This window comes from Streptodolium elevatio (assembly GCF_053592165.1).
This window is the reverse complement of sequence record NZ_JBSFVE010000005.1, coordinates 122,966-141,665: the sequence shown is the minus strand read 5'-3', so window position 1 is coordinate 141,665 and position 18,700 is coordinate 122,966. Positions and strand designations below refer to the sequence as shown.

At 72.4% G+C, this 18,700-nt stretch carries 17 protein-coding genes; 8 read left to right on the top strand and 9 right to left on the bottom strand.

Annotated elements, in window-relative coordinates:
- Nucleotides 1-15: 15 nt before the first annotated feature.
- A complete protein-coding gene (locus tag ACWD12_RS12305) occupies nt 16-1,542 on the bottom strand; it encodes a beta-N-acetylhexosaminidase (protein ID WP_450099485.1) in 1,527 nt (508 codons plus the stop codon).
- A gap of 205 nt (nt 1,543-1,747) precedes the next feature.
- Between ACWD12_RS12305 and ACWD12_RS12300 the strand changes: the two genes are divergently transcribed.
- Complete coding sequence (locus ACWD12_RS12300) at nt 1,748-3,178, top strand: pyridoxal phosphate-dependent decarboxylase family protein (protein WP_450099484.1); 1,431 nt, start codon at nt 1,748-1,750, stop codon at nt 3,176-3,178.
- Nucleotides 3,179-3,226: 48 nt separating this feature from the next.
- Here the strand turns inward: ACWD12_RS12300 and ACWD12_RS12295 are convergent, their stop codons facing one another.
- Nucleotides 3,227-4,222 carry an MBL fold metallo-hydrolase gene (locus ACWD12_RS12295; protein WP_450099483.1) on the bottom strand — a complete coding sequence of 332 codons (996 nt, stop codon included), beginning with the start codon at nt 4,220-4,222 and terminating at the stop codon, nt 3,227-3,229.
- Nucleotides 4,223-4,381: 159 nt separating this feature from the next.
- On the opposite strand from ACWD12_RS12295, the gene ACWD12_RS12290 reads away from it, so the two are divergent.
- Together ACWD12_RS12290 and ACWD12_RS12285 are read left to right on the top strand one after the other, a co-directional pair.
- Nucleotides 4,382-4,804, top strand: a complete 423-nt coding sequence (locus ACWD12_RS12290; RefSeq protein WP_450099482.1) for a hypothetical protein — start codon at nt 4,382-4,384, stop codon at nt 4,802-4,804.
- Between the two features lie 191 nt (nt 4,805-4,995).
- The gene (locus ACWD12_RS12285; RefSeq protein ID WP_450099481.1) at nt 4,996-5,328 is read left to right on the top strand and encodes a hypothetical protein; all 333 of its coding nucleotides are present in this window, start codon (nt 4,996-4,998) and stop codon (nt 5,326-5,328) included.
- 716 nt (nt 5,329-6,044) lie between these two features.
- Here ACWD12_RS12285 and ACWD12_RS12280 read toward each other — a convergent pair.
- Nucleotides 6,045-6,428, bottom strand: a complete 384-nt coding sequence (locus tag ACWD12_RS12280) for a PPOX class F420-dependent oxidoreductase (RefSeq protein WP_450099480.1) — start codon at nt 6,426-6,428, stop codon at nt 6,045-6,047.
- A gap of 63 nt (nt 6,429-6,491) precedes the next feature.
- Here ACWD12_RS12280 and ACWD12_RS12275 point away from each other — a divergent pair, with 63 nt between their 5' ends.
- Both ACWD12_RS12275 and ACWD12_RS12270 read left to right on the top strand, forming a co-directional pair.
- Nucleotides 6,492-6,932, top strand: a complete 441-nt coding sequence (locus ACWD12_RS12275; protein ID WP_450099479.1) for a MarR family winged helix-turn-helix transcriptional regulator — start codon at nt 6,492-6,494, stop codon at nt 6,930-6,932.
- A gap of 251 nt (nt 6,933-7,183) precedes the next feature.
- A complete protein-coding gene (locus ACWD12_RS12270) occupies nt 7,184-10,291 on the top strand; it encodes a SpoIIE family protein phosphatase (protein WP_450099478.1) in 3,108 nt (1,035 codons plus the stop codon).
- A gap of 39 nt (nt 10,292-10,330) precedes the next feature.
- Here the strand turns inward: ACWD12_RS12270 and ACWD12_RS12265 are convergent, their stop codons facing one another.
- Entirely contained in the window at nt 10,331-10,912 is a 582-nt protein-coding gene (locus ACWD12_RS12265) for a TetR/AcrR family transcriptional regulator (RefSeq protein WP_450099477.1), read from the bottom strand.
- Nucleotides 10,913-11,005: 93 nt separating this feature from the next.
- Here ACWD12_RS12265 and ACWD12_RS12260 point away from each other — a divergent pair, with 93 nt between their 5' ends.
- Together ACWD12_RS12260 and ACWD12_RS12255 are read left to right on the top strand one after the other, a co-directional pair.
- A complete protein-coding gene (locus ACWD12_RS12260; protein WP_450099476.1) occupies nt 11,006-11,422 on the top strand; it encodes a nuclear transport factor 2 family protein in 417 nt (138 codons plus the stop codon).
- A gap of 154 nt (nt 11,423-11,576) precedes the next feature.
- Nucleotides 11,577-12,581 carry a zinc-dependent alcohol dehydrogenase family protein gene (locus ACWD12_RS12255; protein WP_450099475.1) on the top strand — a complete coding sequence of 335 codons (1,005 nt, stop codon included), beginning with the start codon at nt 11,577-11,579 and terminating at the stop codon, nt 12,579-12,581.
- Nucleotides 12,582-12,623: 42 nt separating this feature from the next.
- On the opposite strand, the gene ACWD12_RS12250 is transcribed toward ACWD12_RS12255, so the two are convergent.
- The 4 genes from ACWD12_RS12250 to ACWD12_RS12235 are packed head-to-tail and all read right to left on the bottom strand — an operon-like array spanning nt 12,624 to nt 16,657.
- Entirely contained in the window at nt 12,624-13,838 is a 1,215-nt protein-coding gene (locus ACWD12_RS12250) for a CaiB/BaiF CoA transferase family protein (RefSeq protein WP_450099474.1), read from the bottom strand.
- Complete coding sequence (locus ACWD12_RS12245) at nt 13,835-14,986, bottom strand: amidohydrolase family protein (RefSeq protein WP_358363082.1); 1,152 nt, start codon at nt 14,984-14,986, stop codon at nt 13,835-13,837. The genes ACWD12_RS12250 and ACWD12_RS12245 overlap by 4 nt, the downstream gene beginning before the upstream one ends.
- 55 nt (nt 14,987-15,041) lie before the next feature.
- A complete protein-coding gene (locus tag ACWD12_RS12240; protein WP_450099473.1) occupies nt 15,042-16,268 on the bottom strand; it encodes a thiolase family protein in 1,227 nt (408 codons plus the stop codon).
- Nucleotides 16,265-16,657 (bottom strand): Zn-ribbon domain-containing OB-fold protein, encoded by a 393-nt coding sequence (locus ACWD12_RS12235; RefSeq protein ID WP_450099472.1) that lies wholly within the window; start codon nt 16,655-16,657, stop codon nt 16,265-16,267. The genes ACWD12_RS12240 and ACWD12_RS12235 overlap by 4 nt, the downstream gene beginning before the upstream one ends.
- Before the next feature lie 90 nt (nt 16,658-16,747).
- Between ACWD12_RS12235 and ACWD12_RS12230 the strand changes: the two genes are divergently transcribed.
- Nucleotides 16,748-17,206, top strand: a complete 459-nt coding sequence (locus tag ACWD12_RS12230; RefSeq protein ID WP_450099471.1) for a nitroreductase family deazaflavin-dependent oxidoreductase — start codon at nt 16,748-16,750, stop codon at nt 17,204-17,206.
- Nucleotides 17,207-17,595: 389 nt separating this feature from the next.
- On the opposite strand, the gene ACWD12_RS12225 is transcribed toward ACWD12_RS12230, so the two are convergent.
- On the bottom strand, nt 17,596-18,477 hold the full coding sequence (locus ACWD12_RS12225; RefSeq protein ID WP_450099470.1) for an LLM class flavin-dependent oxidoreductase: 882 nt from the start codon (nt 18,475-18,477) through the stop codon (nt 17,596-17,598).
- Nucleotides 18,478-18,700 lie beyond the last annotated feature (223 nt).

Sequence of the window (18,700 nt, the reverse complement as noted above, 5' to 3'; positions counted from 1 at the left end):
GCGGCATGGACCCCCTCAGGCCATGTCCCAAGTGCGGCGGGGCTTGTCGTGCATCCGCCCCGGGATCCCGGGGCGGCGCTGCCAGGGATGCGGGCCGGTCGGCGGCCGGTACGCGACCCCCAGTGCGTCGAGCCGGGCATAGTGCGCCGCGTCCATCCGCCGCTCGAAGTCGCCGAAGTCCCGTGCCTCCGGCCGCGGCAGCGCGGACCAGGCGACTTCGGCGAACGCGGCGAGGCGCGGGAACACCTGGTAGTCGACGCGGGCGCGGCTCTCGGTGACCTCGCTCCACAGGTTGGCCTGCGTGCCGATGACGTGTACCGCGTGCGGGGTGCCGCTCAGGCTGGGCGGCACCGGCTCGAACCGGTACACGTCCTCCAGGGTGTGCACCCATCCGAAGGGCACGGGCTCGCCCGGGTCCGCGGACTGCACATGGTCGAGGTAGACCTCCTGCTGCGGGCACATCACCACGTCGTGGCCTGCCTTGGCGGCCGCGACACCGCCGGTGTACCAGCGCCAGCACATCACCGCCGCGCCGGGCGCCAGGCCGCCCTGCAGGATCTCGTCCCAACCCACGAGGCGCCTTCCCCGGGCCGCCAGCCAGCGCGCGAAGTGGCCGATCATCCAGGCCTGGAGCTCGTCCTCGCCGCCGAGGCCGAGCTCGCGGATCCGGCCTTGCGCGATGGGCGACCGGCGCCATTCGTCCTTGAGGCATTCGTCGCCTCCGATGTGCACGAAGCGGCCGGGGAAGATCTCCAGGAGTTCGGTGAACACGCCCTCGTAGAAGGCGAGTACGGCGTCGGTGGGGGCGAGCACGTGAGGACTTATGCCCCACTCGGTCTTCACCCGGAGCGCGCCCGTGTCGACGACGTCGACGTTGCCCAGTTCCGGGTACGCCGCGATCGCCGCCTGCGAATGCCCCGGCAGGTCGATCTCGGGGACGACCCGCACGTGGCGCTCGGCGGCGTACGCGACGATCTCGCGCAGGTCGTCCTGGGTGTAGAAGCCGCCGTGCGGGCGCTCGTCCCAGACCTCCGGCTCCCGGCCCCACCCCAGGCGGGTACGCGGCCGCCACGCCCCCACCTCGGTCAGCCGCGGGTACCGCTCGATCTGCACCCGCCACCCCTGATCGTCCGTCAGATGGAGGTGCAGGACGTTCAGTTTGTGCGCCGCGAGCAGGTCCACGTACCGCAGCACATCGTCCTTGGCCAGGAAGTGCCGTGCGACGTCCAGCATCAGGCCCCGCCAGGCGAACCGCGGGGCATCCTCGACGAGCACGTGCGGCAGGACGGCCGGTCCGTGGTCCACCGGTGCCCGTCGGAAGCCGTCCGCGCGGCCGAGTTGGCGCAGCGTCTGGCGCCCCCAGAAAACACCGGCCTCGTCGCCGCCGACGATCTCCACGCCGTCGGCCGAGACCGTGAGCCGGTACGCCTCGGGCCCGAGCGCCGGATCGACCCGGCAGGCCGGCACGCCGTCGACCGGACCCGAGCCTCCCGTCAGCTCCAGTCGGCGCGGTGCGGGAATCAGGTTCGGTCCTCCGGTCACGCGTCCTCCCTGACTGGCCCGACGGTGAAGTCGCCTGCATGACAGGGCGATTCCTCCCCCGATGGCAGCACCCGCAACCCGAACGGCCACCCAAGGGGCACCAACCGTGCCCCCATCGGATCGCCACCGTGCCCCCACCGGGCCGTCGGCCGGAAACTCCGGAGCGGCCGTTCAGAAAGCCGGGCAAGGCTGATTTACTGCCCCCATGGCCGATCCGATCAAGGACCGCGACGAAGCCGTCGACGCACTGGAGCGGGTCTTCCGCGCCGCCGGCCCCTACCTCGACGGATTGCCCGAACTCCCGGTGCACGATCGGGCCGCGGACGCCCTCGCGGACGACCTCGGCGGGCCCCTCCCGGAGAAGGGCGACGGCACCCTCGCGGCCGTGGAGCACCTGCTGCGGGTGGGCACGAAGGCCTCGACCCGGACCACGGGCCCCCGCTTCTTCCACCTCGTTGTCGGCGGCGCGACGCCCGCCGCGATGGCCGGGGACTGGATCACCTCGCTGCTCGACCAGGCCTCCGGTCTGCACATCGCGTCCCCGCTGGCGTCGCGTGCCGAATCGGTCGTCCTCGACTGGCTGAAGGACCTGTTCGGCATCCCCGCCTCGTACGGCGGGGTGCTGACCCCGAGCGCAACCCTCGCGCATGTCACCGGTCTTGCCTGCGCGCGGACCTGGTGGGCGGAAGGGCACGGCGTCGACGTCGCGTCGCAGGGCCTCGCGGAGCTTCCGGTCATGCCGGTGTTGACCAGTGGCCTCGTCCACCCGAGCACACGCAAGGCGTTGCAGATACTCGGCTGCGGGCGCGACACGCTGCGCACGTTCGCCCGCGACGACGCGGGACGCATCGATCTTCCCGCGCTCGAAGCGGCTCTCGTGGAGTTGGAGGGCGCGCCCGCGGTGCTCGTCGGCAACCTCGGGGACGTGCACTCGGGCGACTCGGACCCGCTGGACGCCATGGCCGACCTGGCCGAGCGCCACAACGCCTGGCTGCACGTGGACGGCGCGTTCGGACTGTTCGCGGCCGTGTCGCCGCGCACCGTCGGGCTCGCCTCCGGCGTGGAGCGCGCCGACTCGATCACCTCGGACGGGCACAAGTGGCTGAACGTGCCCTACGAGAGCGGCTTTTCGTTCGTCCGCGATCCCGCGCTCCAGGTGCGGGCGTTCGGCGCGTGGGGTGCCTCGTACCTGCCCGAAGCCGAGGGCGGGCACGTCGACTTCAATACCGTGGGCCCCGAATCGTCGCGCCGCGCCAGGGCGTTCCCGATCTGGGCGACGCTGCGTGCGTACGGCCGCGACGGCTACCGGGAGATGGTCGAGCGCCATCTCGACGTCGCCGAACACCTGGGCCGACTGGTAGACGAATCACCCGACTTCGAACTCCTCGCCCCCGTGCGGATGTCCATCGTCTGCTTCCGTCACCGCCCGCCCGGGGTGCCGGACGACCGGCTCGACGAGCTGAACGGCCGGTTGGGCGACGCCCTGCTGCGCGACGGGCGGGTGTACGCCGGGACGGCCACGTACCGCGGCATGAAGGTGCTCCGCTGCGCACTCGTCAACTGGCGGACCACCGCCCCCGACGTCGAACTGCTACTCACGGTGCTGCGCGAGGTCGCCGCCGACCTCGAACCCTGACCGGGCGCGACGGCGCAGCACCCGACCGGCCGCCGGACACCGACCGGCTCACAGCTCCCGGTGCTGGTGCTGCTCCGGCAGGCTGCTGTCCGGATGCGCCCACAGCACGATGTTTCCCGGCATCCCGCCCTCCGCCTCCTCGAACTGCCGCCGGAAGAAGGCCAATACCTCGCGATCCGAGTAGCGCAGGCTGAAGTGCGTCAGCACGAACACCGTCTCCGGGTGCGCCTCGACCACCGGCCTGAGCCTGCTCCACACGGTGTGCCCGATCCGCTCCGCCCGGTCCAGCTCGGCGTCGTCGAGGAAGGTGCACTCGGTGATGACGACCGGGTACGCGAAGAGCCACGGGTTCCGCTCGAACACCGACACGTGTGTGTCGCCGAGGAACGCGAACAACGGTCGGCGGACCGATTCGTCGACTTCGACGCCCTGCTTGCGCCGCTCGGCCATCATCCTGCCGAATTCCGCACCGCGCCCCTCGCCGACCAGCGAGCGCCGCAGTTCCTCGAACTCGGGCCGCAGTGCCTTGCGGCGCTCCGAGAACGCGTACCCCACGCACGGCACTTTGTGCTCGCACTCGACGACCCGCACGTGGTGCCCGGCCCGCCCGAACTCGAACTCGTCGTCCTGGCGCACCCCGTGCAGCCGGTGGCCCACCAGGCCCGGATCGAAGGCGGTGCCGTGGTTCAACTCGGCGCTCGCCCGCAGGTACGCCTCCACGTACGGCACCGCGTCGGCGGGCAGGTGGATGTCCGCACCTCCGGCCTTGGCGGCCAGGAAGTCGAGGTCCTTGGCGTGGTCGTGATGGGTGTGGGTCAGGAACACCGTGTCCACCTGCCGCCCTTCGCACAGCCCGGCGTCCAGGCTGCAGCGCAGTTCGGGGATGTGGAAGAACGTCTTGTCGTTGGCGCGGGAGTAGCCGGTGAGCGTCAGCTCGGTCCCCGGGATCCGCCAGGTCTTCCACTGGCGGAACGGGTGCCCCCGGTCCAGGAGTCCGGGGTGCGCGGGCACCACCGGGGAACCGGCGTTCGTCGCGGTAGGCATCGGGAACGCCCTCCAATCTGCGGCCGCTGCGCATCCTCGCAGGCCGGGGGCGCCCGGGGGGAACGGTTTTCCGCGCGGCGCCCGCGCCCGGCCGCCGTGAGGCCAGCTTGACGTCAGGCTGTCTTGACGACGAGTCGGCCGCGGTGGCACGGTGGCCTCATGGCCACACCCGACGAGCTCGAACTTCACTACACGCTGCTGTCCGCCGCGGCGCGCCTGGACGTGCTTCGTACGCAGGAAGCACTCGCGTCGTCGTTCGGTATGCCGGACGCGGAGGCACCGGACGACGTGAGCGGCGCCCGCCCCCTCACCCGCGAAGAAGCTCTGGAACTCCTGGCCTTGGGCGAAGTGCTCGCCCGCAAGGCCGCATACGGCCGACAGCTCTCGGTACGCTCCGCCCGGCGCGCGGGCGCATCCTGGACCCAGATCGGCGCGGCCGTCGGCACGAGCAAGCAGGCCGCGTGGGAAGCCCACAACCGCTGGATCGACGAACAGGCCAGGCGGGACCGGGACCCAGGGCACTGGGGCATGGACGCCGACGAGGTCGACGCGGCCCGCTTCCTGGCCGGCGAACCGGACTGACGGGTCTCACCGGCGAGGCAGTCCGGGTCGTCAGCTGCCGGCACGGTGCGTCACGCGACGTACGCGGCGGAACAGGGGCGCGAACAGCCAGGCGAGCAGAAGCACGCCGACCGCGGCCAGGCCCCACGGGGTGGTCGTGGTGCGCAGCTCGAAGACCGCCGCCGGGGAACGGGTTTCCCGGGGTGTCGTAGGTGGGTTGCACGTCCTGGATCTGCAAGGCGGGCCGCAGCGATCCGGCGACGCGGATGTACGCCCGCGCCGCGATCCGCCTGTCCGCCTGCACGAGGCGGCCCGACGCATCGGCCTGCACCGTGGCCACGGACGCGATGACGCCCGCCGCATGGTCGCCGGGTTCGGCGTCGGCGGGCACCGCGATGGTCACCGGCACGTCGACGCCCGCGCCCGGGGCGACCGTGACGCTGGTCTGCCCGGGCGTGATCCAGGTGCCGGCGTCGGAGGTGCCGCGTTCGGCGGGCAGCAGGCTGAAGGAGCCGTCGTTCGTGGTGAAGGCGTCGGTGCCGTAGACCGTGAACGTCATCGGCTGGTCGGAGTAGTTGGTGATGCGTACGCCGTCGTGAGCTTCTGCCCGGGCACGAGGTCGTGCACCAGGTAGGTCCGACCCGAGGGCGATCAGAAGCGGACGTCGGCGCAGGCGCGTCCGCGGGACTGCAGGCCGCCGCCGGTGTGCTCCCAGCCTTCGGCGCACAGGACCGCGCGGTTGGCCAGGTCGCGGCGCACAGGCACGGTGAACTCCTGGTGGTAGCCCCAGAATCCGGTGGCGCTGTCGCGGTCGATGCCGCCGCCCCAGATGTGGGATGTGGCCCGTGGAGTCGCCGTTCCAGGTGGTGGAGGCGGAGATGGTCTCGACGCGGAGACCGCTGCCGACGACGGAGATGCACGTAGGGCCGTTGCACCCGCGGGCGCCCGCCTCCGCCGTCGGCGCACCGACGGCCACCAGGGCGACCGCGCTCACCGCACACAGCCCCGCGTGCAACATCCGGCAGCCGGCCGGCACCGCCCGGCCCATTGCTCCGCCTCCGCTTCCCTACCACCACCCGAACGGCACCGATCCTGGCAGCGGGCCGCCGCGGGACCCGCACCGCGGAGCGGGATTCCACCCGGACGGCCCACCCGGCCCACTCGGGAGGCGCACACCGAGGCACCGGCCGCCGCCCGGTTCCGCCGGCGGGAGCTACCGGCGGGAGCTACCGGCGGGAACCGAGTGCAATCGGGCGGTCGGTCACTGGGAGGTAGTGCGGCTGGGGCGTACGACCAGCACGACGCGGCGTTCGGCGTCACCGACGGGCTTGTCGTACGCCAGTCCGTAGCGCACCGCCAGCACGTCGAAGAAGTCGCCCTTCGGGTCCGGGTCGATGCGCTCGACGACGCCGCGCACCTCGAGGTAGCGGTAGGGCCGCTCGGGGTCGTTGAGCGAGATCGAGACCCGGGGGTCGGCCAGCACGTTCTTGTGCTTGCGCCGGTCGGTCGTCGTGGTGAAGCGCAGGAACTCGCCGTCCCACACCGTCCATACGGGGTTGACGTGCGGCGCGCCGTCGGGACCGAGGGTCGCGAGATGGCAGAACAGCGGGCGGTCGAGCAGGTCGGCATGCGTCTCCGGGATCATGGGAGGCAGAGTATCAAAGCCTTGATGGTCGTCAATCTTTGAATGCCTGCGTAGGCTGAGCGCATGAGCATGCCCGCGGATGAGCGCCTCGGACTCGACGTCAAGCGCGCCGAGCAGACACTGCTCGCCGCGAAGAGTTCGGCCGTACGTGCCGCGGGCCTCACCGTCCCGCAGTACGCCGCACTGCTCCTGCTCTCCGACAATCCGGGCATGTCCGCCGCCGCCCTGGCCCGCGGCTGCATGGTCACCCCGCAGGCCATGACCGCCCTGCTCAAGACCCTCGACGAACGCGGGCTGGTCACCCGCACCCCGCACCCCTGGCACCGGGCCATCCTGGAGACCCGGCTCACCCCCGAGGGTACGAAGGCGCTCGGCACGGCCGACAGGCGCGCGGTCGCGATCGAGCGGCGGATCTCCGACGCCTTCACGCCCGACGAGCGCGAGACCCTGCGCTCGCTCCTGGCCCGGTTCCGCGAAGCCGTCCAAGGCGGCGGCGCGTCGTAACCGTTTCGGCGCGTTCCGGCGGAACAGCCGGCAACTCGCTTTCCGGCGAAGGCTGTTCGTCGGTTTCGGCAGGCACGCAAGAGCCGGGGCGGGCGCGTACCGCGCGAATGCCGCGCCGGCGGCGGCCGAGCCGTACGGGTGAAGGCGACCGGACATCCGGGCGACGACCCGGGCACGCCCGATGCCTCATGTATGTAATGGTGATACTTCGGCAGGTTTTGTCGGCCAGCCTGATGGATCTGGAGGGCAGCTTGGCACGCGGAACGCCTCCGCCGGACCGGACGGACCCCGACGGGCCCGACGGCGGGGACGACGCCGCGCCCTCCGCCGACGGAGACAGCACCGGCACCGGCACCGCGGACGCGCTTAGATGGGCCGTCCTCGCCGGGACCGACGACCTCAGCGAGGCCGAGGTGCTGCGCCTGGCCGCGCAGCAGGCCGCCGCCGCGAGCGGCGCGGCCGTGGGCTTGGTCCACCTCCGGGGCGCCGCGCCCGGCACCCTGCGCCTGGCGGCGGTGGCCGGCCTGCCCACCCGGATGGCCAGGTCGTGGGAACTGCTGGACGCCGCACCCGAGGCGCCGTACGGCGTGGCGCTCGACCGGCGCCGGGCCGCGTGGGGCGACACCCTTCCCACCGCCGTCGCGGCCGATCCGCAGTGGGAGCGCTGGGCGCGGACGGGCATGTTCACGGTGCCCGTCGAAGTGCACGGAGAGCCGGTCGGCGTGCTGTCGGTGCTGCTGCCGGAACGGCCCCGCCCCGACCGCGAGGCGTTTCTCGTCCACCTCGCCGCGCTGGTCGGACGGCTCCTGCGCGACGCCCGCCGCTGGCAGACCGGAACCACGCCGTGGTGGCAGGAACCGCTCACCGAACGCCGGGAGGTGATGAAGCAGGTCGCCGTCGGCACCTGGAGCTGGGACCTGGGCACCGGTCTGCTGGACATCGACGGCGCGACCCGCCACATGCTGGTGGCCGCGGGCCTGGACCCGGAGTCGTGGGACCGCCGGATCGAGACGTGGATGGCCCGCATCCACCCGGACGACCGGCCGGGCGTCCAGGAGGCGATCGACCACTCGATGCGGACCGGCGAGACGTACGCGGTCGAGTACCGGGTCCTCGGCGGCGCGGACCGGGTCAGCTGGTTGGAACTGCGCGGCACGTTCGAGTACGACGAAACCGGCGCCCCCGTCAGGATGCTGGGCACCGCGTGGGACGTCACCGCCCGCCGCGACCAATTGGACTGGCTGGTCGGGGTCCTGGAACTGCACCCGGACCCGGTCCACGTGGTCGACGCCGACGACCGGGTGCAGTGGGCCAACAAGACCGCCCGCGAGATGGCCGCCGGCGGCAGCGTCGACCTGATCGGGGCGGCGCTCTGGGACGCCGTGGAGACGCTGCGCGACCAGGGTTTGAAGGAGTTGTTCGCCCGGGCCCGCGCGACCCCCGGAGCGCCGATGAGCCTGGAGGTCGAGGCGCGCCCGCGGGCCGGCCAAGGCTCGCGGAGCGCCTTCCTGGTGGTGCGGGCCGTCCAGATCGGCGGGCTGGTCGCCGTGCAGATGGCGGACATCACCGACGCGCGCCGTGCCGAACGGGAGGCCGCCGAGCGGGTCCGGAAGGTCCTGGAGCTGAACGCCGCGCTCGTACGGGCGCTGCACACCGGCGACGTGGTCGACGTGGTGACCAGCCACCTGCTCCCACTGTTCGAGGCGCAGGGCTTCCTGCTCCACGACCTGACGGGTCCGCGACCGCGCCTCATCGCGACGAGCGGCTACCCCTCCGCCTTCACCGCGCCCCGACGGGAGAACCCCGGCGCCTGGCAGGGCGGCCACGAACTGATCGCCACCGACACGGCGCGGCTGGTGCCCTCGGCCGCCGACGCCACCGGCCCCCACGCCGCCGGGATCCGGGAACTCGCCCGCGCCACCGGCAAGCAGGCCTGGGTGGTGCTGCCGCTGCGGGCCGCCGGCCGACTGGTCGGGTCCTGCGCCGTCGCCTGGTCGCGGCCCCACCCGTTCACCGCGGACGACGAACCGGTGATGGCCAACCTGGCCACGCTGATCGCCCAGGCCCTGGAGAACGCGCGCCTGTACGAGCAGGCGCGGCACCAGGCCGAGCGCCTGCAACAGGAGCTGCTGCCAGGCGAGTTGCCCACGGCCTTCGGGGTGCGGACCGCGGCACGCTACCGGACCGCCCCCGGCCACGAGTTCGGCGGCGACTGGTACGACATCGTGCCGCTGCCCGGCGGACGGGTCCTCGCGGTCATCGGCGACGTGCTGGGCCACGGGCTCGAACAGGCGATCACCATGGGCATCATCCGCCACGCGGTGCTGGCCATCGCGGCCCTGGACATGCCCGTCGACGAACTCATGGCGCGGCTCAACGACGTCGTGGTCCGGCTGAGTTCCGATGCGGACGGCCAACCCGTTTACGCCACAAGCCTGTTCGCCGTCCACGATGCCACCACCGGAGTCTGCCGCATCGCGAGCGCCGGCCACCCGCCGCCGATCGTCCTGCGCCCGGGCTCGGACCCGGTCTCCCTCGACGTGCCGGCCGGGCCGCCGCTGGGACTCGCGCAGGTCCCCGCCGAGGTCGTGGAGACGACCCTCGAACCCGACTCCCTCCTGGTCTTCTACACCAACGGGCTGCTGGGGGCGGGAGCGTCGGACGCGGCCACCCTGGGGGCCCGCGTCGCCCGGCACCGCGATTCCGCCGGGCCGCTGACCGCACGGACCGACCGGTCGGCTTGGCTGGAGGCGCTGTGCGACAGCCTCGCCGACGAGCCGCTCCGGAACACCAGGCCGGACGACGCGGCGCTGCTCCTCCTGGCAACCGAACCCTTCGCCGGCGGCCGGGCCGCCTCGTGGGACCTGCCGTGGTCGGCGGAATCAGCGGGCAAGGCACGGGAGTTGACGACCGAATCCCTGAACTCCTGGGGGCTCGGAGAACTCGACGAAGCGGCGACGCTGGTGGTGAGCGAACTTGTCGGCAACACCGTGCGGCATGCCGTCGGACTGGGCTCCGACGCCGCGGACAACGGCTCGGGAGTGATCCGCCTCAGGCTGCTGAACCTGTCCGACCCCACCTCGGACTCGGCGGCAGCCATGGTCGTCTGCGAGGTCTACGACGGCTCGGAGGCCACACCTCGGGTACGCCACCCCAGCCTCGACGACGAGTTCGGCCGAGGCCTGCAACTGGTCGCGATGATGTCCGACCAATGGGGCGCCCGCTTCACCGAGTCCGGAAAATGCATCTGGGCCTCCCTCAGCGTACCGGCCGCACCCGCCGCACCGGCGGTCTCGCCGGGCTCGCCGGGCTCGCCGGGCTCGTCCGGCTCACCCGTCGAATCCGGCTCGGCCGGCTGACCGCGAGACGGCCCGGGCCGGCGTACCCGCGCCGATGCGTCACGCGGGGGCGCGGCGGCCCTCGTCGACGACCCGCTCGGCGAGTTCGCGGGCGGCCGCGGCCGGGCCGGACCCGGGGCGGGTCGCCGCGACGACGAGCAACCCGTCGATCAGCAGCTGGAGTTGGTCGGCGGCGTGACCCGGTCGCGGGTGTTCCAGTCTGACCAGTTCGTGTTCCAGGATCTGGTGCACGTCTTCGCGGTACTCGCGGGTAACGGCGTGCCCCGGGTGGTCCGGGTCCGCGAGGGCGAGATCCGCGGCGAGGTAGCGGCAGCCGCGGAAGGCGGGGGTGTCGGCGACCTCGCCGAGGCGATCGAACACCGCGAGCAGGCGCGCACGCGGATGGTCGCCCGCGGCATCCATGGTGGTGCGGTACGCGGCCACGTCCACCACGGCGGTACGCCGCAGCACCTCGGTGATCAGGCCGTCCTTGCCCCCGAAGTGCTCGTACAGCGAACGCCTCGCCACGTTCGCGGACTTCAGGATCGCGTCGATGCCGACGCCCATGCCCTGGGTGTACGTGAGCTGCCGAGCCGCGTCCAGAAGGCGTTCGCGGGGGCCGGGTGTGGTGCGCGCTGTCATGGCCCCAGCCTGCCACCCGTTGACAGGTAGATCAACCGGTCTATATGTTCTTGCTAGACCGATCGGTCTATCTACCCCATTGGGAGGGCCCCCATGTCCGTACGCACCACCGCCGAGGTCATCGACCGCTTCAATCACGCGTTCGTCAACCGCGACGCCGCCGCACTCGGCGATCTGGTCGGCGAGAACTGCGTGATGGAGTCCGTGCAGCCGGCCCCGCGCGGGGAACGCGTCGAGGGCCGGGAGGCCTGCGTGGCGCGGTGGCAGGCCCTGGTCGACGACCACACGACGCAGTTCACCCCGGTGGACGTGTTCGTCACCGGCGAACGCGCCGCCATCAGCTGGGAGTACCGCTACGGCGAAGGCCCCGCCGACTGGGTCGCGGGCGTCAACATCATGCGCGTACAGGACGGCGTGATCGTCGAGGCGCTGGGCTACAGCAAGACCGCGGGCGAGGTCCCCCTCGCGACGGATGCCGAGGCGGACGCGCCCGCGGGAGCCACCCGCTGAGCCGTGTCGGCGCCTCCGATCGCACGTCGGGACCACACCCGAACCCCGAGCACGACAACGACAACGAGTACGACGACAAGTACGACGACGAGCGCGTCGACGACGTACTCCACCGAGCACGACAACCAACACCACGGCAAGAGGGGGCACTTCCATGCGCAGCTACCACTTGGACAGCGGAGCCGGGCTCAGCGGTCTCACGGTGCGGGAACACGACACGCCGGCGCCCGGTCCCGGGCAGGTGGCGGTCGCCGTCCGCGCGACCTCGCTCAGCTTCCGCGAACTCCTGGTTCTCCGCGGCGACTATATTCTCCCGGTGAAGCCCGACGTCGTCCCGATATCGGACGGGGCCGGCGACGTCGTCGCGGTCGGGGCGGGCGTGACGGCGGTGGGCGTCGGCGACCGGGTCGCGGCGACGCTGTTCCCGAGTTGGCAGGACGGCCCGTTCGGCCTGGAGCACCTGCCGCAACTGGGCGGCTCGCTCGACGGGATGCTCACCGAGATCGCGTTGGTCGACGCGGCCGGGCTCGTCCCCGTCCCCGACCATCTCTCGTACGAGGAGGCCGCGACACTCCCCTGCGCCGCGGTCACCGCCTGGAACGCGCTGACCGGCGACGGCGCCGGTCTGCGGCCCGGGCAGACCCTGGTGGTGCAAGGCTCGGGCGGTGTCTCGCTGTTCGCGCTGCAGTTCGGCAAGGCGCTGGGCGCACGCGTCATCGCGACGACCAGCAGCCCCGAGAAGGCGGCACGCCTGGTCGAGCTGGGGGCCGACGACGTCGTCGACTACCGGGCCACGCCCGACTGGCCCGGCCGGGTACGCGAACTCACGGGCGGCCGCGGCGCCGATCGTGTCGTCGACATCGCGGGCCTGCTCGAACAGTCCCTGCGCGCGGTGGCGATGGCGGGCCATGTCGCCTGCGTCGGGTTCGCGTCGGAGACCGCGCCGCCGGTCGACCCCCGCATCCTGTTCGGCTCCGGCGCGAGCGTACGCGCCGTCGCGGTCGGCAGCCGCGCCCAGTTCCTCGACATGAACCGCATGATCGCCGTCAACCGGCTGCGCCCGGTCATCGACCGCACGTTCGCGTTCGACGACGCGGCGGCCGCGTACGACTACTACGCCTCGGGCAAATCCTTCGGCAAGGTCGTCATCACCGTCTGAACGGGCGGTCGGCTCCCCCGCTCGGACGGTGTCGGGCCGACGTCAAAGCAGGTCGCCCGCCACCTTCATGGCGACGATGTCGTCCCAGGCGCGCCCGAGTCCGCTGACTATCTCGTCGCCGTGCTCGCCGTGCTCGGGTGCCCGTCGGAGGCGCTGCGGCGCGTCGTCGAACTGCGCCGGGCTGGCGACCAGGGGGAACTTCCCTGTGGGGCTTTCGACTTCGACGAGATAGTCGTTGGCCTGGACCTGCGGATCGGCCCCGGTCTCCCCGGCGGAGCGTACGACGGTCCAGGGGATCGGCAGGTCGGCCAGCACGGTCGACCACTCGTCGAGGGGCCGGGCGGCGAAGACCGCGTCCAACTCGGCGATGCACGCCGCGGCGTTGGCGGCGAGTGCAGTGCTGTCCTGGAAGCGCGGATCGGCGCCGAGGTCGTCGCGGCCGACTGCGGCGCACAGTTTGGCGAAGGAGCCCTCGGTGAGCACCCCGGAGAGGTAGATGTACCGGTCGTCGGCGGTGCGGTAGGCGTTGACCAGGGGGTTGCGCGCGTCGGAGTGCCGGAACCGCGGGATGGCCTCGATGCCGTACAGCTGCGCGGCCACCGCGTTCGGCGACATCACCCACATCGCCGACGAGAGCAGGGAGACGTCGACCACGGCCCCGGCGCCGGTGCGTTCGCGGCGGAACAGCGCCGCGGCGATCGCGCCGGCGAGGAAGCCGCCGGAGGTGAGGTCGCCGAAGGCCGGGGACACCAGCGGCACGAACTCGTCGGCGACCTGGCTGGCGGCGTGGCCGACGCCGGCGCGGCTCCAGAAGTCGGTGATGTCGTAGCCGCCGCGGTCGCGTTCGGGTCCGCGGTCGCCGTGGCCGGTGGCCCGGGCGTAGACCAGGGCGGCGTTGAGGGCGTGCAGGTCGGGCACGTCCAGGCCGAAGCGGCGGCGGGCACTTGGGAGGAGGTTGGTAACGAACACGTCGGCCTCGCGTACGAGATCGTGCAGGACGTCGCGGCCGGCCTCGGTCGAGACGTCGAGCGCGATGCAGCGCTTGCCGCGGTTGAGGATCTGCCACATGAACCGGACGCCGACGTCCTTGTCCGGCAGCGCGGCCACCGGATTGCCGTTCATCGGGTCCGCCGTGTGCGGCGGGACGACCTTCACGACGTCCGCGCCCCAGTCCGCCAGGATGGCCCCGGCGGAGGGGGCGAAGGCGTACATCGCCACCTCGACGACCTTGACGCCTTGGAGCAGGTCGTACGTCATACGCCCAGCAGCTTCCGCATGTTGGTCTCCGCGATCTTGAGGGCGTCCTCGTCGGGGACGTCCGCGAGCGCCGCGGCGAGTTCCTTGCGGTTGTCCGGCCAGCGCCCGTCGCCGTGCGGGAAGTCGCCTTCCCAGAGCAGGTTGTCGACCGGGACGTCGCCCAACGACTTGAGCGCGAACCGCTCGTCGACCAGGCAGACGAACAGGTGCTCCGCGAACCGCTCGCGGGGCGGCCTACTGCCCATGCCCGCCTGGCCGATCGCCAGGTCGCGGCCCAACCGACCGTCGTGGAAGGTCTTTTCGGCGCGTTCCAGCAGGTACGGGATCCACCCGGCGCCACCCTCGGACAGGATCACCCGCAGCCCGGGGAAGCGGTCCAACACGTCCGACATGAGCCAATCGGCCGCCGCCATCATCGAGTTGACGCCGTTGAGGGTCACCAGGACACCGGGCGGCGCATCGTCGGACGTGGTGACAAGCCGCGACGAACTGCCGATGTGCTGGCACACCGGCAGCCGCGCCTCGTGCAGGAACGCCCAGAGCGGGTCCCAGTGCCGGGTGTGCAGCGACGGCAGGCCCAGCACGGTGGGGTTCTCCGAGAATGCGATCGCCTTCGCGCCCTTGGCGGCGACGCGCTCGGCCTCGGCCACGGCCAGATCGATGTCGTACAGCGGCAGGATCGCCGCGCCGTAGAGCCGTTGGGGGTCGACCGAGCACCATTCGTCGAGCAGATAGTCGTTGTACGTGCGCAGGAACACCAGCCCGGCGTCGAGGTCCTTGACCCCGAGGAAGAAGCGGTGCCCCGCAAACCGCGCGAAGTTGGGGAACGTGAGCTGCCCCCACACACCGTCGATGTCCATGTCGGCCAGGCGGTGCACGGGGTCGTGGCACCCGGGGCGGATCTCGTCGAAGTTGGCGGTGCCCGGCGCCGGCGGGTAGCCGCTCTCGGGGTGCCCCGGGAGCGGGCGGCAACTGCCCATGGGGATGTAGGTGAGCTGATCGTCGTACAGCCAGGCGTCGCGGCCGTCGGTTCGGACAACGCGCGGGGCGCGGTCCAGGTACGCGGCGGGTACGCGGTCGACCCACAGGTGCGGGGGCTCGATCATGTGGTCGTCCGCGGAGATGAGTTTGGCACCGTCGGGAAGCACGATGAGGCCTTGCCTTTCTCTCTGTGGGGACAGGGCGTTGCGCGTGCGTTGCGCGTCACCGGGCCAGCAGCAGGCTGGACGTGAAGTCCTCCGCCCCACTGGTCACGACCGCGACCCGCGGCCGCGGCGTGACCTGCCGCCCGTCGGCGTCGCCGCGCAGTTGGCGGCACGCCTCGTACAGGCCGCCGAAGCCGTGCATCCGGCCGCCGGAGAGCTGCCCGCCGCCGGTGTTGAGCGGCAACTCGCCGTCCAGGGCGATGCGGTGACCGCCGTCGACGAAGCGGCCGCCTTCGTTGCGCGGGCACAGGCGCAGAGCCTCGAGCCAGCGTAGGGCGAGGACGGAGAACCCGTCGTACAGCTGTGCCACGTCGACGTCGTCCGGCTTCAGGGTGGTGCGCGACCACATCATGTCGGCGGCCCGGTCGAAGCCGGACGCGGATCCCATCGCCTGGATGGTGACCGCACGTGCGGATTCGGGGCCGGGGGCGCGCGAGACGACGAAGGCGAGCGAACCGTCCACGGGGACGTCGCAGTCGTAGAGGCAGAGCGGATCGGAGATCATCCGGGCGCCGAGGTAGTCGTCGAGGGTCATGGGGGTCCGGTAGACGGCGTCGGGGTTCCGCGCGGCGTTGGCCCTCGCGGTGACGGCGATCTGGCCGAGCTGTTCGCGCGTGGAGCCGCTGTCGTGCAGGTAGCGCTGGGTGAGCAGGCCGCCGTACGTCGGGTATCCGGCCCCGTACGGCGCCGTCCACTGGGTGCGTTCGCGGGCCGCGCTCGCGGCCACGGTCTCGGACCTTCCGCCGCGCTCGACCTGGGCGGTGGACTCCCAGACCGTGCGGAAGCACAGGACGTGCTCGGCCAGTCCGGCCGCGACGGCGAGCACCGCATTGACCACCGCGCCCAACTGGCCCGGGAGTTCGCTGCCACCGGTGTACCACCGCAGGCGCAGGCCGAGCATGGCGCGTACGTCGTCCACGCCCGCACCGGTGATGCCGGGCGTGGATCCGACCGCGCCGGGGTACGTCGACAGGCCATCGACGTCGGCGGGGGTGAGCCCGGCGTCCGCGATCGCGGCCAGGGCGGCGTCGGCGGTCAGCCGCCACGGGTCGGTCCCGAGGCGCCGACCGGTCCGCGAGGCGCCGATGCCGCTGATGACGACCTGGTCCTCGGGCTTGGGCGCGGGTGCTCTTGGGGTTGGGGTCGGGGTTGGGGCTGGGGGCGGAGTCGGGATGAGGGTTGGGGTCGGAGGCGGGACCGGAGGCGGGGTCGGCGTCGGGGTCATGGGCGGAACACGGGTATCCACGCGTCGCCGGCGGATTCGAAGGCCACCGATACCGGCATGCCGATGCGTACCGCTTCCACCGGGCACCCGACGATGGTGCTCAGCAGTCGCAGTCCGGGCTGTTCGGCCAGTTCGACTTCGGCGAGGACGTACGGGGGTTCCAGTTCCGGCGTCCACTGATAGCGGTTGACGGTGAACGAGTACACGGTGCCCTTGCCGCTCACCGGGGCGAAGGCGAGGTCGGCGCTGTGGCATTGCGGGCAGACAGGCCGTGGCGGGTGCAGGTAGGTTCCGCACGAGCCGCACCGGGCGATGCGCAGGACACCGTCGGCGCCCGACTTCCAGTATTCGGCGGTGCGTTCGGTCAGCGGGGGTGCGGGGCGGTGCATATCTCTCCTCCCTGCGGAATGATGGTATTGCATCATGGTGATGGTATTTACTCAATCACCTTGTTCGAGCACGCAGACCAGAGGAGGGGCATGAACGACCCCGCACCGGGCGACGCGGCCTACCGCGCGCCGGATCTGACGCTGGTGGGAGCCGAGCACGTACGCCGCTACCGCGAGACGGGCGGCGAAGTCGGCTACGAGTGGAACGGCGTCACCGCGCTGCTCCTGACCACGACCGGGCGCACGTCCGGCGAACCGCGGACATCGGCGCTGATCTTCGGCGCCGACGGCGACCGGCTGGTGGTCGTCGCCTCGCAGGGCGGCGCTCCCACGCATCCGCAGTGGTACCGGAACCTGCTCGCGCAGCCGCGCGTACAGGTCCAGGTCAAGGACCGGCAGTTCGCCGCGGTCGCGCGGACCGCCGACAGCCCCGAGCGCGAGCGGCTCTGGGGGCTGATGACCGGGCTGTGGCCCAATTACGACGCGTACCAGGAGCGCACGGACCGCCAAATCCCCGTGGTCGTCCTGGAACCGGTCGCGGACGCGTAGCGGCAGGGGTCCACCACGCCGGCGTGGCCGTCACACCTGTGCGCGGTCACGACGGCGCAGCGGTCACGACGGCGGGACAGTCGTGCCCATGGGGCCGACACGGTCGGCATGGGCGCGGGACCCTCGCAGACGAACCGCGGCGGCGACGCATCCGTCACGGCGGTGGGGCGGGTGCGGACAAGTGCCCGTCCCACAGCGGCGCAACGCGGCGGCCGGAACTGCCGGGCGGTCGCGTACGGGTGGCGGAGAGGCACGGCGCGGCGAGGGCCGACGCAGGTGCCGGGACGGTCGCGGGCGGGTAGCCGTCCGCCGCGGTGGCGGCGCGGGGGTGACAACTAGCCGGCGGTCGCGCGCGGGCGGTGGTGCGGGGCGCGGCGGCGGCTCGGGGGTCACAGCTGGGGGGCGACTTCCTTCAGCAGCCGCAGGGCGGTGGCGTGGGGGCCGGGGCCGCACGGGCACAGGATAAGGTGTCCGGCCCCGGCCTCCGCGAACGCCCGCAACCGCGCCGCCACTTCGTCCGGTGTTCCGGCGGCGGCTACCCGGTCCAGGACGGCGTCCGCGTCCTGCCGGAAAGTCCCGGCGAGAAATTCGAGCATGTGCCGGCGCGCCTCTGCCGTGGAGTCGGCGACGCTGGTGAATACGTACGCGTACCAGGCGAACCCGGCCAGGTCCCGCTCGGCCCGCTCCGCCTCGTCGTGGATGTCGCGCGCCGCGCGGGCGTAGCGCTCGGGCGAGTAGAGGTACGGCATCCAGCCGTCGCCGAGCCGGGCCGCGCGACGTATCGCGGGCGCGCGGCGGCCGGTCACCACGATGGGCGGCCCGCCCGCGCGGGCCGGGGCCGGGTGGATGCGCACGTCGCGGAAGTTGTGGTGGGGCCCGTCGTGGGTGACCGGCCGGGCGGTCCAAAATCGGCGCAGCAGCGGGATCATCTCGTCGGCGCGGGCGCCGCGCTGGGCGAGCGGGACCTCGCAGGCGTCGAAGTCCGCGGGGTACTCGCCGCCGACCCCGGCGCCGACGGTGATCCGGCCGCCGGACGCCCGGTCGAGGTCGGCGAGTTGCTTGGCGAGCAAGCCCGGCGGATACAGCGGGAGCGCGAGTGTGGCGGTGCCCACCACCGCGGTCGCCGTCTGCTCGATGAGGCGCGCGAGCCAGACCAAGGGCTCGGGGCTGGGATTCACCGAGGCCACGTGTCCGCCGACCCAGAAGGACGCCGCGCCGGCCGCCTCCAGCTCGGCGACTTCGGCGCCGGACGCCGGCGCCACGAAGCCCACGCGGGGAGACTCGACCGCAGGCTTGCGAGCCGCGCTCCCCGCACCCGGCGCCGTTTCGGAAGCGCAGTCGCCTGACGCTGCTAGCACGCTGTCCCCTGACCCTGCGACCTGGAGGTCCCGGCCCGAACTCACCCTCCCACCCGCCTCTTCCATACCTCGGGAACGTCCGCCGCCACCGCGGGGTGCCGGTCAGCGCCCCCGACCATCCCGGAGAGATGCCTCA